This is a genomic window from Caldicellulosiruptor acetigenus (assembly GCF_026914305.1).
Taxonomy (GTDB): Bacteria; Bacillota; Thermoanaerobacteria; order Caldicellulosiruptorales; family Caldicellulosiruptoraceae; genus Caldicellulosiruptor; species Caldicellulosiruptor acetigenus.
Map to the genome: position 1 here is coordinate 962,338 of NZ_CP113866.1, position 14,468 is coordinate 976,805.

The window sequence follows — 14,468 nt, forward strand, 5'->3', positions numbered from 1 at the left end:
AGTATATGACAAAAAAGATTTGCATCTTAGGGTCAACCGGGTCCATAGGTGTTCAGACAATAGATGTTGCCAAAAAGCTTGGGATTAAAGTTGTTGGGCTTTCAGCGCACAAAAATGTGGATCTTTTGATTAAGCAAGCAAGAGAGCTTAGTCCGGACATTTTATGTATAGTAGATGAAAAATATTATCCTCTATTAAAAGAAAATTTTCCTGATAAGATAGTTGTAACAGGGCAGCAAGGTCTGATTAATATTGCGACATATCCACATGCAGATTTAATAGTAAATGCCCTTGTTGGTATATCTGGTTTGGTGCCAACAGTTGAGGCTATTTTGGCAGGGAAAAGGGTTGCTCTTGCCAACAAAGAGACCCTTGTGACAGGTGGAAAGATTATAAAAAGGATTATTTCCCAGAAACAAGAAAAAGATTCTCTTCCAATTCTTATTCCTGTTGACTCAGAACACAGTGCTATTTTCCAGTGCCTTGTAGGTGAAGACAAAAAAAATGTAAAGAAGATAATTCTCACTGCATCGGGTGGACCTTTTAGAGGAAAAAAATTCGAAGAACTGCAGAGTGTTAAATTAGAAGATGTGCTGATGCATCCTACATGGAACATGGGCAAGAAAATCACAGTTGACTCAGCCACCCTTATAAACAAAGGGTTTGAAGTGATAGAAGCTATGTTTTTCTTTGATAAAGGTTGTGATGATATAGAAGTATTGATACATCCACAGAGTATTGTTCATTCGATGGTTGAATTTGTTGATGGGTCTGTAAAAGCACAGCTATCTTACCCGGATATGCGTCTTCCGATTGAATATGCACTTACTTTTCCAGAAAGAGGCAAAGCAGTAGCTGCGCCACTTGACCTTGCAAAAGTAAAAAATCTTACATTTGAAGAGCCTGATTTTGATACATTTTTTTTGCTCAAAATTGCATATGATTGTGCAAAAGAAGGAGAAAGTTACCCGATTGTGCTCAATGCTGCTAATGAAGAGGCTGTAAAATATTTCTTGGAAGGGAAAATTGGCTTTGTTGATATTATGAAGTATGTAGCTAAAATTATTGAAGGTCACAGGTTGCAAAAAATTGAGACAGTTGAAGACATCTTGGTAATTGACGCAGAGGCAAGAAGAAGGTTTAAAAATCTTGTGGAAGGTGAGAAAAGCTAATGAATCTTATACTTGCATTAATTGTGCTAACAATAGTGATACTTGTTCATGAGTTTGGACATTTCATTGTATGCAAACTATCAGGTGTCCTGGTTGAAGAATTTGCCATTGGTTTTGGTCCCAAACTCTTTAGCATCAAAGGGAAAGAGACAGAGTATTCTGTGAGGGCATTTTTGATAGGAGGGTATGTAAAGCCTCTTGGTGAAGACCAGGAAGTTGACCATCCACGAGCACTCAATAACGCAAAGGTTTACAAAAGAATTTTGATGGTTTTGATGGGACCTGTTATGAACTTTGTCCTGGCCATAATAATCATGATGGGGATTGGTTATTTTATTGGTTTTGGGACCAACACCATTAGCAAAGTAGAACCAAACATGCCTGCATATGAGGCTGGGATAAGAAGTGGTGACAGGATTGTAGCGCTTGACAAAAATAGAGTTTATGTCTGGGACCAGGTAAGCTTTTATTTGGCCGTTCACAATATGCTCTACAAAGACAGAGAAGTGGAGATAAAGGTTTTAAGAGATGGCAAAGAATATATTTTCAGGGTAATGCCTAAGTATGACCCGAACACAAAAACAAAGCGAATAGGTGTTGCTTCAAAGATATCACGCAAAAACTTGTTTGATAGCATCTATTATGGAATATTTGGAACATATGCAGAGATAAAAGAGACCATATACAGTGTGGTTCTAATGATAACAGGAAAAGTTTCTGGTTCTGAGATTATGGGACCTGTTGGTATGGTAAAGACAATTGGAGAGGCTGCAAATGCCGGATTTAAGCAGAGCGTACTCAGCGGTCTTTTGAACGTACTTTGGCTCATGCAGCTGATTTCAGTAAACTTAGGTGTTATAAATCTTATTCCATTTCCTGCTTTAGATGGAAGTAGACTTGTATTTTATCTATACGAAGCTGTGGCAAGAAAGCCTTTTAATAGAGAAAAAGAAGCACTCATTCACACAATTGGTTTTGTACTTCTTCTATTTTTGCTGGTGATTGTCACTTTTAATGATATAAAGAACATTATAATGCCTGGAAGGTGAAATTATTGACAAAAAAGATTAAAATAGGCAATTTTTATATTGGTGGCGGTGAGCCAATTAGAATTCAGTCAATGACAAATACAAAGACAAAGGATATTGAGGCTACAGTTGAGCAGATACTGAGACTTGAGAGTTTGGGATGCGACATCATAAGAGTTGCTGTTCCTGATTTAGATAGTGCTAAGGCTATAAGTAAAATAAAGTCAAGAATACACATTCCACTTGTTGCTGACATTCATTTTGACCACAAACTTGCGCTTGAAGCTATATACAATGGCGCTGACAAGATTAGAATAAATCCTGGAAACATTGGTGATGAAAGAAAAGTCCAGGAAATAGCAAAAGAGGCCAAAAGATATGGAATTGCCATCAGAGTTGGGGCAAATTCGGGTTCGCTTCCCAAAGATATTTTGCAAAAATACAAATCTCCTGTACCAGATGCCATTGTTGAAGCTGCCATTTATCAGGTAAGACTTCTTGAAAGGTTTGAATTTGACAATATTGTTGTGTCTGTCAAATCTTCAGATGTTTTAACTACAATTAAGAGCTATGAAATACTATCTCAAAAGCTCAGCTATCCTCTTCATGTTGGTCTTACCGAAGCAGGTACTTTTGTTGCAGGTACTGTTAAATCGAGCATTGCAATTGGCTATCTTCTCTTGAGGGGAATTGGTGATACCATAAGGGTTTCTCTCACAGATAGCCCAGAAAAAGAGGTTATTGTTGCAAAAGAGATTTTGAAGAGTTTAAAGCTCAGAAAAGGTGTGAAGATAGTATCATGTCCTACGTGTGCAAGGTGTAATGTTGACCTTTTAAGGATTGCAAATGAGGTTGAAAATAGGATACAGAATTTGGACTTGGACATTACGGTTGCAATAATGGGCTGTGCAGTAAACGGACCTGGTGAGGCAAAAGAGGCTGATGTGGGTGTTGCATGCGGGATTGGCGAGGGTCTTTTGTTCAAAAAGGGCAAAATTATAAGAAAGGTAAAAGAGAATGAGATTGTTGATGAGCTTGTAAAGGAGATTCTTTCTCTTTCTTAATTTTTCGATGAGGTGAAAATATGTGTAAGAAGGTGGTTTGTCTTATTCCTGCCTACAATGAGGAAAAGAGAATAGGTGCTGTGCTTGATGTTGTAAAAAAGTGTGAGCTTGTAGATGAGATTTTTGTAATTGACGATGGATCTGTAGACAAAACAGCTGAAGTAGCAGAAAAAAATGGTGTGAGAGTTTTAAGACTTGAAAAAAACATGGGAAAGAGCTATGCTATATTTTACGGTGTTGAGAATACACAAGGCGATATAATATTGATGCTTGATGCAGACCTTGTAAATCTCAAGGTTGAAGATGTTGAAAATTTAATTAGACCTTTGATTGAGAACAAGGCTGACATGACAGTGGGAATTTTTTCTGATGGTAGGTTTTCCACTGACCTTGCCCAGAAGATTTCGCCTTTTTTGTCAGGCCAGAGAGGAATAAAAAGATGGGTTTTTGAAAAAATTTTAGAGTCGCGCGAGGATATAAAAAACTTGGGGTATGCAATAGAGATTATTCTCACAGAGTATGCCAAAAAATTTAACTTAAGAGTCTTGACAGTACCACTGCCAAAGGTTTCGCATGTGATGAAGGAAGAGAAGCTTGGGTTTATAAAAGGTGCTCAGCACCGGATGAAGATGTATTCAGATATAATAAAAGGTTATGTCAATCTCAAAAAAAGTAGGGATGGGCAATGAGTGAGGTTGCATTTTTGCCTGCAAAGCCTGTCAAGATTGAGTTTGACAAATCAAGTATGGGTCTTAAGGTTTATGTTGAGAGCCTTGATAACCTTAAAGATATTGACCTCATTGGAATTGAGCAAAGATTCAAGTCTCTTTTAGAAAGTTGCAAAGATGTTGAGATAAAACTTTTCAAAAGCAAAAACCTGACGTTGGACGAACTTTTGAAAAAATATAGATGGTTTTTGTTTTATAAAATTTCAAAAAGGTGTAATGGTCTTAGCCATTTTTTGAGAGAATGCGAGATTGTGCAAAGTTCAAACGGCTTAGATTTTTTGGTTCCAAATGGTATCAGAGATATTCTTTTTGAAAGAAGAGTAGATGTGCTTATAAAGCAAATACTGTCTGAAGAGTTCGGAATAGTTTGCGACGTGGATTTTAAGATTAAAGACTTTTTTATCCAGTTTGACACAGACGAGGAAGTAGAAAAATATCTAAGGCTTAGCGAGGAAAAGAAAGAAGAAGCTGAAAAAATTACAAGTGAAAAGAGTGAGGTTGAGACAGACCCGACCATTATTTTTGGAAAAAAGATAGATGAAAAGAAAGAGGTAACTCCTATTTCTCTTGTCAAAGTTGGTACTGATTGCGTGATTGAAGGTGAGATTTTTAACCTTGAGATAAAAGAGACTAAAAACCAGAATGTGCTCATATACAAGCTTTACATCACAGACTATTTAAATTCAACCTTTGTAAAGATTGTTGCCAAGAAAGATAAAATTCCTACTTCAATTTCTGTGGGAGATTATGTTAAGGTCGAAGGCAGGGTAGAGTTTGACGATTTTGAAAAAGCTGTTGTGATAAATGCTAAAAACATAAACAAAAGTCAAAAACCTGAGCGGCTTGATACAAGCAGCAGTAAAAGAGTTGAACTTCACGCTCACACCAAAATGTCTGCAATGGATGCTGTGTGCTCTGCAGAAGAATTAATAAAGTTGGCAGCTTCAATGGGGCACAGAGCAGTTGCGATAACAGACCATGGAGTTGTCCAGGCGTTTCCGGAAGCACAGGAGGCCAGCAAAAGCTGTAATATCAAAGTTATTTATGGGATGGAATGCTATCTTATTGATGATGGCGTGCCAGTTGTTTACAATCCTAAGGAGGGGCAAGGATTTGACTCTACCTTTGTGGTTGTTGATATTGAAACAACGGGGTTTGACAGTCAAAGAGATAGAATAATAGAAATTGGCGCTGTGAAGATAGAAAACGGTCAAATTACAGATAGATTTTCTACATTTGTTGACCCTGAAGGCAAAATCCCTGTGAGGATATCAGAGCTAACAGGCATCTACCAGGACATGGTTGACAAGGCACCCAAACTCATTGATGCTATTTTGGAATTTGAAAGGTTTGCAAGTGGCAGCGTTCTTGTTGCGCACAATGCGCAGTTTGACATTGGATTTTTGAAAAAGGCGTATCAAGAATGTGGAATTATATTCGACTATACATATATCGATACGCTGGAACTTTCAAGAAGGCTTTTGACAGATCTGTCTTCTCATAAGTTAAACAAAGTTGCAGAGTTTTTAAATGTAGAGTTGAGGCATCATCACAGAGCTGATTCTGACGCTGAAACAACAGCTGGTATCTTTATTTCCCTTTTAGAAAGATTAAAAGCAAGAGGGTACAAATGGTTAAAAGAACTTAATTCAATTGAGTCAAACGCAAAGGCAGACCTCAAATCTCATAGTTATCATGCAACCATACTTGTAAAGAACCAGCAGGGGTTGAAAAACCTATATAAGCTGGTGTCATACTCTCATTTAGAATACTTCTACAAAAGGCCAAGGATACCCAAAAGTCTTTTGATACAGTTAAAAGATGGACTTTTGATTGGAAGTGCTTGTGAGTCTGGTGAAATTTTCAGGGCCTTTTTGGAAGGAAAAAGTGAGGAAGAGATAGAAAAGATAGCAGCATTTTATGATTTCCTTGAGATAATGCCGGTTGAGAATAATTCTTTTTTGATTAGAGAAGGATACCTAAAAGATGAAGAAAGCCTAAGAGAGATAAACAAAAAGATTTACCAGCTTGGCAAAAAGCTTGGAAAGCTTGTTGTTGCAACATCAGATGCTCACTATTGCCATCCACACCAAAAGGTTTTGCGCCAGATTTTGAAACACAACCAGGGTTACAATGATGTTGAGAATGACCCACAGCTTTATTTCAGGACAACAGATGAAATGCTCAAAGAATTTGAGTATCTGGGTAAGGACGCTTGTTATGAAGTTGTTGTAGAAAATACCAACAAGATTGCCGACATGATAGAAGATGTAAAACCAATACCCGATGAGACTTTCCCGCCCAAGATTGATGGTGCTGAGGAAGAAATATACAACATGACAATGAAGAAAGCTCACGAAATATATGGAGACCCTCTTCCGGAAATTGTAAAAGCACGGCTTGAAAAGGAATTAAATTCGATTATTAAAAATGGTTTTGCAGTGATGTATTTGATTGCCCAAAAACTTGTATCTAAATCTTTGTCAGACGGCTATCTTGTTGGTTCGCGAGGATCTGTTGGTTCTTCTCTTGTTGCAACAATGTGTGGGATAACAGAGGTAAATCCACTGCCGCCGCATTACGTTTGTCCAAACTGCAAGTATTCTGAGTTTGTAACAGATGGTTCTGTTGGATGTGGTTATGACTTAGAAGACAAAAACTGTCCACGCTGCGGAAAAAAACTTAAAAAAGATGGGCACGACATACCGTTTGAGACCTTCTTGGGATTTGATGGGGATAAAGAACCTGATATTGACCTTAACTTTTCTGGTGATTATCAGCCAATTGCACACAAGTTTACAGAGGAGCTGTTTGGACAAGGTTATGTTTTCAGAGCAGGTACAATCTCAACAGTTGCTGAAAAGACTGCGCACGGGTTTGTGACAAAATATGCTGAGGAAAAAGGTTTGAATCTTCATCCTGCAGAGATTTTGAGGCTTTCTCAGGGCTGCACAGGAGTAAAAAGAACAACAGGCCAGCACCCTGGGGGGCTTATGATTGTCCCAAGAGACAAAGAGATATTTGATTTTACACCAATCCAGCATCCGGCAGATAGCGGGGACAAAAGTGTTATCACAACACACTTTGATTATCATGCTATCTCAGGAAGGCTTTTAAAACTTGATATTCTTGGACACGACGACCCGACTGTCATAAGAATGCTCCAGGACTTGACAGGGGTTGACCCGCGTTCAATACCGCTTGACGACAAGGCTACTATGTCAATTTTTACAAGCACAGAAGCTCTTGGAATTTCTCCGGAGGACATAGATTGTGAAGTGGGAACCTTCGGTATACCAGAATTCGGGACAAGGTTTGTAAGACAGATGCTAATTGAGACAAAGCCAAAGACGTTTGCTGAACTTGTGCGAATTTCTGGACTTTCGCACGGTACAAATGTGTGGACAAACAATGCTCAGGATTTAGTAAGAAATGGAATTGCAACGCTCAAAGAGGTAATTTCTACAAGAGACGATATTATGTTATATTTAATTCAAAAGGGTGTTCCACCAAAAGACAGTTTCAGAATCATGGAAGATGTCAGAAAAGGTAAAGGATTAAAGCCGGAGGATGAGCAGCTTCTAAGAGAACACAATGTTCCAGATTGGTATATAGAGAGCTGCAAAAAGATAACGTACATGTTTCCAAAAGCACATGCTGCAGCGTATGTAATGATGGCGTTCAGGATTGCTTATTTTAAAGTGCATTACAAAGAAGCTTTCTATGCAACATATTTTACAGTCAGAGCAGACGACTTTGATTATGCAACAATCCTCAAGGGGAGAGATGCTATAAGGCAGAAAATAAGAGATTTAGAAAACAGGATAAGCAGCCTTTCTCAGAAAGACAAAAACCTTCTGACAGTACTTGAGATTGCAAACGAGATGTTAGCACGGGGTCTGAAGTTTTACCCTGTTGATTTGAACGAGTCTGATGCAGAGAGGTTCATCATAAAAGATGGAGGGCTTTTAATACCCTTTAATGCTCTGCCAAATGTTGGGGTGGCAGCTGCAAAAAGTATTGTGGAGGCGCGGAAAGAAGGAAGGTTTTTGTCTGTGGATGACCTTATAAGACGTGCAAAGCTGAACAAGCAGGTTATAGAGATTTTGACTCAGTATAAAGTGTTAAAAGACTTGCCTCAAACAAGTCAGCTAAGCTTTTTCTAAAACTTTATTGCCAGGAAAGGAACAAGAGACATGAAAGGTGTTGTAATCTCAAGCGGCAAGATTGCAAGCAAGTCATTTTACGATGAATATATAAAAGATGCTGATTTTATAATTTGCTGTGACGGTGGAGCAAACGTAGCATACAAATATGGTTTTGTGCCAAACTTGATAATAGGCGACTTTGACTCTGTAGACAAAGAGGTTTTGGAATTTTTCAAAATTAATGGCATACAAATAATGGAATTTCCTTGTGAAAAGGATAAAACAGATACACAGATTGCCATTGAGTATTTGGCTGAGAATGGGTTTGACGAGGTTGTAATGCTTTCTTGTACAGGTCAAAGACTTGACCATGTTCTTGCCAACATAAGTCTTTTGTATTATCTGCTTGAGCGCAATATAAAGGGTGCAATAGTAGATGAAAATAACATAATCATGATGACAAGAAACAAAATAAAAATCCATGGGAAAAAAGGACATTTGCTCTCTTTACTTCCATACACACAAACTGTGAGAGGTATTTGTACCAAGGGTTTGTATTATTCTTTGGAAGATGGTGTGATGGAGTTTGGCAACCCTTATGGTGTGTCAAATGTTATTATTGAAGATGAAGCAATTGTTGAGGTAAAAGATGGGGTGTTATTGGTAATATTATCAAGTGATTAAATTTGATAAAAGTAATCATACTAATGAGTAGATGCTCCTTCAAAAAAGGGGGTCAAAACTTATGCTCGGGTTTATAATGACCCTGATTGTTGCAGCAATTGCAGGGTATATAGGCGATGCACTGACCAAGTACAAGATGCCAGGCGGGTTTATTGGAGCTATGATTGCTGGACTTGTCGGGTCTTGGATTGGAGCGTATATTCCGTTTTTCAGAAAACTTGGTCCTGTCATTGCTGGTATTCCTATTATTCCAACCATCCTCGGTGCGGCAATATTTATATTTGTGCTGGGACTGTTCAGGAAAGGTGCAGAAGAGGCAACAAAACAACAGTAGTAGTAAGATTTGGCTGATAAGGTACAACTCCTTATCAGCCTTTGTTTTTGGTAAGATAGTTTAGACATGTTATCTAAAAGGTTTTTGAAAAGTTTGTTTAAAAAATCAATAGTTTTTAATCGCAAATAATTGTATAGTCTATATTAGAAAAAGATTTTTTGCAAGTTTATATACAATACTGTGTAGGAGGTAAAAGCTTAATGGCAAGTGTAAGATTAAAAGGTGTTTATAAGAGATATCCAGGTGGTGTTACAGCTGTTTCTGACTTTAACTTGGATATCGAGGACAAGGAATTTATAGTTTTGGTAGGACCATCTGGTTGCGGAAAAACCACAACCCTCAGAATGATAGCAGGTCTTGAAGAGGTAACAGAAGGCGAAATCTACATAGGGGACAAGCTGGTAAACGACGTCCCGCCAAAGGACAGAGACATTGCGATGGTTTTCCAGAACTATGCTTTGTATCCTCACATGACTGTTTTTGAGAACATGGCGTTTGGTCTCAAGCTCAGAAAGTTTCCAAAAGATGAGATAAAAAGACGTGTACATGAAGCAGCTAAGATTTTGGGAATTGAGCATCTGCTTGACAGAAAACCAAAGGCTCTGTCCGGTGGTCAGAGACAGAGAGTGGCTTTAGGTCGTGCTATTGTCAGAGAACCAAAGGTATTCCTCATGGATGAGCCTCTTTCAAACTTGGACGCAAAACTCAGAGTCCAGATGAGAGCTGAGCTATCCAAACTTCACAAGAGACTTGGAACAACATTTATCTACGTTACACACGACCAAACAGAAGCTATGACAATGGGTACAAGAATTGTTGTTATGAAAGATGGATTTATCCAGCAGGTTGATACACCACAGGTTCTGTATGAGCAACCTGCAAACCTGTTTGTTGCAGGATTCATTGGTTCACCACAGATGAACTTCATTGAATCAAGGATTGAACAGAAAGACAAGAACATCTATGTTGTATTTGGAAACAACGCAATCAAACTTCCAGAAGGAAAAGCAAAGAAAGTTGAAGAGCTCGGCTATGTTGGAAAGGAAGTTATAATGGGTATAAGACCAGAGGATTTGCACGACGAAGAGATATTCCTCCAGACAGCTCAAGATGCTGTTATTGATGCAGATGTTGATGTTGTTGAGATGCTTGGTTCTGAAACACTTCTCTATGTAGTTGTTGATGGTCTTAACCTCATTGCAAGAGTTGACCCAAGGTCAAAGGCAAAAAGTGGTGACAGAATTAAACTTGCGTTTGACGTCAACAGAATTCATCTGTTTGACAAAGAAACAGAGAAGGCTATTGTTCACTAAGGTTAAAATTAAGCCCTTGCCATTGAAAAAAAGATGGCAGGGGCTTTTTGTTTTCAAAAACCTTTTACAACTTCAAAGAAAAAAAGTATAATAGAGTTATAAAATACTATTGAGAAAAGGGTGAGGTATTGCGTTATGATGACACAAAAGGTTATTGATGTTTTAGAGCAGGCAAAAGACATCATCGACGATGAATTTGGATATATTGAAGCTGATGGTAGAGTTATCTATAGTTCAAATCCACTTTCTCAAAACAGAATCAACACAGTTGCAATTGACATGATAAAGACAGATACTGACCTTGAGATATTTGAGGGTCGCACATACAAGGTTTACAGAAGCCAGACAGACACCTATGTTCTTTATATAAACAACACAGAACCTCATGCTGAAAAGCTTTTGGACATGCTGAACCTTGTTGTGATGAAGGCAAAAGAGCCGGCATCTGCGTATGATAAAAAGCTGTTTATAAAAAATCTGTTGTATGACAACATCTTGCCAGGGGAGATTTACACAAAGGCAAGAGAACTTCACATTGCAACAGGTGCAACAAGGGTTGTGTTTGCCATCTACATTCCAAATGCAAAAGAGATTAAAGACGTGAATATCGGTGAGATTTTGACAAGCATATTCCCAAAGAGCACAAAAGATTTTATTATCCAGCTTGACAACAATATTCTGGTTTTCATAAAAGAACTAAAACCAGGTTCAAATGATGAGGATGCATACAAGGTTGCAAGGATTATACTTGACACGCTCAACTCAGAGCTTTTGCTCAAAGCGTATATTGGAATTGGATCTGTTGTTGATGACATAAAAGAACTTTCGATGTCTTATAAGGAGGCAGAAGCAGCGCTCAAAATAGGCTATATCTTTGAGAAGGACAAGTATATTGTGAGCTATCACAAGCTTGGCCTTGGAAGACTTATATATCAGATGCCAACAAAACTTTGTGAGATGTTCTTGGAAGAAGTTTTCAAGGATGTAAAGCTTTCTGATTTTGACCCCGAACTCATACAGACTGTTGAGATGTTTTTTGAATGCAACTTGAACGTCTCAGAGACAGCAAGACAGCTTTATATTCACAGAAACACCTTGGTTTACAGACTTGATAAGATTGAAAGAATGATTGGCCTTGACCTCAGAAAGTTTGAAGATGCTATTATCTTCAAGATGGCTATGCTTGTAAATCAATATTTAGAGTATACAAAGGGCAACATCACATTTTAAGATATTGCAGGTGAAAGAAATGGTAAAGTTTATAAATGTGAGCAAAAGGTATCCAAACGGGGTGCTTGCGCTCACAAATATCAATTTGACCATTGAAAAAGGTGAATTTGTATTTTTAGTTGGTTCAAGCGGGGCAGGAAAATCTACAATTGTAAAGCTTCTTTTAAAGGAGATTGACCCGACTGAAGGAGAGATTATTGTTGGGGAGTACAAACTTAATGAGCTTCCCAAAAAAGAGATACCTTATTACAGAAGGAAGATTGGAATAGTATTTCAAGATTTTAGGCTTCTTCCCAATAAAACAGTATATGAAAATGTGGAGTTTGCTATGCAGATAACAGGAACACCTGCAAAAATCATTAGAAGACAGGTTCCTTATGTTCTTTCGTTGGTAGGGCTTGCGCACAAGGCAAAATGTTACCCGCATGAGCTTTCAGGCGGTGAACAGCAGCGGGTTGCCTTGGCGCGAGCAATTGTAAATAAGCCCAACTTGCTTGTGGCTGATGAGCCAACAGGTAACTTAGACCCTGACACATCATGGGAGATAATGAGGCTTTTAGAAGATATTAACAAAAGAGGAACAACTGTGCTTGTTGCCACTCATGCCAAAGAGATTGTTGATAGTATGAGAAAAAGGGTTGTGGCGATTGACTGTGGCAGAATTGTAAAAGACCAGCATAGAGGAGTTTACAGCTATGAGTCTTCAGACAATCAAGTACTTCTGCAAAGATGGATTTAAAAACATCTTTTTGAATAAGACCATGGCTGCTGCTTCTATCTCTATAGTGGTGGCAGCCTTAACTGTGGTGGGGATATTTATTGCAATTGGGATTAATCTTGAGTATATTTCGCAGCAGATAGAAAAGACGGTTGATATAAGGGTTATTCTTCAAAAGGGTCAGGAAGAAAAAGCGGTTGTGATTGAGGAGTATTTGAGGAAAAATGTAGATGTTCGAGAGTATAAATACATAAGTCCACAGATGGCTTTGCAAGATTTGAAAAACAAGCTTGGTAAAAATGCGTTTTTGCTTGAAGGACTTGAAAAAGACAATCCTCTGCGGGGATACTTTGTAGTAAAACCTGTAAAGATTGAGTATACCAAAAAGCTTGCAGAAGAGTTAGAAGCTTTAGATGGAGTTGCTCAGGTCTATTTTCCTTCGGAGACGGTGGACAAGCTGAGAAGGATTTTAAAGATTATAAACCTTTTTTGCATACTTTTGATTTTGGGGCTTTACATAGTTGCTATATTTATTATTGCCAATACTATAAAGATAACCCTCTTTGCAAGGCGCAGAGAAATTTCAATCATGAGATATATCGGTGCAACTAACAGGTTTATAAGTGGGCCATTTGTTGTTGAAGGATTTATTATAGGTATTTTAGGTTCAATTTTGGCATATGCTATTGTTTTGCTGTTTTATCACTACGCAATAAGATATCTTTCCCAGACCATTACCTTTGTTGATTTTGTCAACATTTCTATTTACAAGTACAAAATATTAGGAGTGTTTATACTCACAGGAAGCATGGTAGGCATACTGGGAAGCTTAATTTCTCTAAGAAGATACTTAAAAGTTTAAAAATCAAGCCTCTTTTGTCCTTTGTAAAAGAGGGGGTCTGACCTTTGAAAAATAGACTAAAATTTTTTTCTATTTTGCTTATTTTTGTTATCTTCTTTGAAACTGCTATATCAAGCACCTTAAAAGAGTATCAAAACAAGCTCAAATCTATTGAAAAAAGCAAGCAAAAGACACAGCAAAAAATTGTAGAGGTTAAAAAACAGCAAAAGCAAGTTTTATCGCAAATAGATGAGCTTGACAAGAAGATTGATGATGTGGAAGGAAAGATAAGAAGCTTAAAGGCAAGCATTGCATCTGTTGAAAACAAGATTTTACAAACAGAGGCTGAGCTCAAAGAAGAAGAAAAAAGGAAAGAAATGTATTATGAAAAGTTCAAAGAGAGAATAAGATGTATTTATGAGCTAAATACTGTCTCTGTGTCATATATTGAAATGCTACTTGACTCTCAAAATCTTTCAGATTTTTTTACAAGAATGTATCTTTTTAACGACATAATTGAATATGATAAGCAAATACTAAATGAGTACACGAAAAGCATTGAGACAATTAAAAATAAGAAAGAAGAACTTGTTCTTCTGAAGGAAGATTTGAGCAGGGAAAAGAAGGAGCTTGAAAACTATTCAGCCACTCTTTTAACAGAACAAAATGAGAAGAAGAAGCTTTTATCAGAACTTGAAAAAGAGCAGGACAAATTGGAAAAGATGCTGGATAGTTTAGAGGAGATTTCAAATGAGCTTTCAAAGAAAATAAAGGAGATTTTAGCAAGACAGAAGACAAAACGAATATACAGAGGTGGCAAGCTTTTATGGCCACTTAACGGTTATTATGAAATAACATCATATTTTGGCATGAGATTTCATCCAATTTTGAAGAAGAACAAAATGCACACAGGGATAGACATTGCAGCACCGTATGGAGCAAGTGTTTTGGCGGCAGCAGACGGTGATGTGATTTTAGCTGGCTGGGTGTCTGGTTATGGTAAAACTGTTATTATTGATAACGGCAGTGGTATTTCAACCCTGTATGCTCATCTTTCTTCAATCAACGTATCGGTGGGACAGAAGGTGAAAAAAGGCGAAAGTATAGGCAATGTTGGTGCAACGGGGTATGCAACGGGGCCGCACCTTCATTTTGAGGTTAGAATAAACGGAGATGTTACTGACCCGCTCAATTTCCTAAGGTAAGGA

The 14,468-nt window shown here is 37.8% G+C and carries 12 protein-coding genes; all 12 read left to right on the forward strand.

Annotated elements, in window-relative coordinates; translation table 11 throughout:
- The first annotated feature begins 5 nt into the window (after positions 1-5).
- The 12 genes from OTK01_RS04565 to OTK01_RS04620 all read left to right on the forward strand — a co-directional run bounded on the left by OTK01_RS04565 (position 6) and on the right by OTK01_RS04620 (position 14,465).
- On the forward strand, positions 6-1,172 hold the full coding sequence (locus OTK01_RS04565) for a 1-deoxy-D-xylulose-5-phosphate reductoisomerase (RefSeq protein WP_013432204.1): 1,167 nt from the start codon (positions 6-8) through the stop codon (positions 1,170-1,172).
- On the forward strand, positions 1,172-2,221 hold the full coding sequence (locus OTK01_RS04570; RefSeq protein WP_013432205.1) for a M50 family metallopeptidase: 1,050 nt from the start codon (positions 1,172-1,174) through the stop codon (positions 2,219-2,221). Before OTK01_RS04565 ends, OTK01_RS04570 begins: the two co-directional genes overlap by 1 nt.
- Positions 2,218-3,264, forward strand: a complete 1,047-nt coding sequence (ispG, locus tag OTK01_RS04575; RefSeq protein WP_013432206.1) for a flavodoxin-dependent (E)-4-hydroxy-3-methylbut-2-enyl-diphosphate synthase — start codon at positions 2,218-2,220, stop codon at positions 3,262-3,264. Before OTK01_RS04570 ends, ispG begins: the two co-directional genes overlap by 4 nt.
- Positions 3,265-3,284: 20 nt before the next feature.
- Positions 3,285-3,953: a glycosyltransferase family 2 protein gene (locus OTK01_RS04580; RefSeq protein ID WP_013432207.1), complete on the forward strand. Its 669-nt coding sequence runs from the start codon at positions 3,285-3,287 to the stop codon at positions 3,951-3,953.
- Complete coding sequence (locus tag OTK01_RS04585) at positions 3,950-8,158, forward strand: PolC-type DNA polymerase III (RefSeq protein ID WP_029227924.1); 4,209 nt, start codon at positions 3,950-3,952, stop codon at positions 8,156-8,158. The genes OTK01_RS04580 and OTK01_RS04585 overlap by 4 nt, the downstream gene beginning before the upstream one ends.
- Before the next feature lie 30 nt (positions 8,159-8,188).
- Positions 8,189-8,824, forward strand: coding sequence for a thiamine diphosphokinase (locus tag OTK01_RS04590; protein ID WP_029227923.1), 636 nt, complete (start codon positions 8,189-8,191; stop codon positions 8,822-8,824).
- 61 nt (positions 8,825-8,885) lie between these two features.
- Positions 8,886-9,158 (forward strand): GlsB/YeaQ/YmgE family stress response membrane protein, encoded by a 273-nt coding sequence (locus OTK01_RS04595; RefSeq protein ID WP_029227922.1) that lies wholly within the window; start codon positions 8,886-8,888, stop codon positions 9,156-9,158.
- Between the two features lie 200 nt (positions 9,159-9,358).
- A complete protein-coding gene (locus tag OTK01_RS04600) occupies positions 9,359-10,471 on the forward strand; it encodes an ABC transporter ATP-binding protein (RefSeq protein ID WP_029227921.1) in 1,113 nt (370 codons plus the stop codon).
- A gap of 135 nt (positions 10,472-10,606) precedes the next feature.
- Entirely contained in the window at positions 10,607-11,701 is a 1,095-nt protein-coding gene (locus OTK01_RS04605) for a PucR family transcriptional regulator (RefSeq protein ID WP_013290895.1), read from the forward strand.
- Between the two features lie 19 nt (positions 11,702-11,720).
- On the forward strand, positions 11,721-12,440 hold the full coding sequence (gene ftsE / locus OTK01_RS04610; protein WP_014042741.1) for a cell division ATP-binding protein FtsE: 720 nt from the start codon (positions 11,721-11,723) through the stop codon (positions 12,438-12,440).
- Positions 12,397-13,281 carry a permease-like cell division protein FtsX gene (gene ftsX / locus OTK01_RS04615; RefSeq protein WP_029227920.1) on the forward strand — a complete coding sequence of 295 codons (885 nt, stop codon included), beginning with the start codon at positions 12,397-12,399 and terminating at the stop codon, positions 13,279-13,281. The genes ftsE and ftsX overlap by 44 nt, the downstream gene beginning before the upstream one ends.
- A 44-nt stretch (positions 13,282-13,325) precedes the next feature.
- Positions 13,326-14,465 carry a murein hydrolase activator EnvC family protein gene (locus OTK01_RS04620; RefSeq protein WP_029227919.1) on the forward strand — a complete coding sequence of 380 codons (1,140 nt, stop codon included), beginning with the start codon at positions 13,326-13,328 and terminating at the stop codon, positions 14,463-14,465.
- The last annotated feature ends 3 nt before the right edge of the window (positions 14,466-14,468 follow it).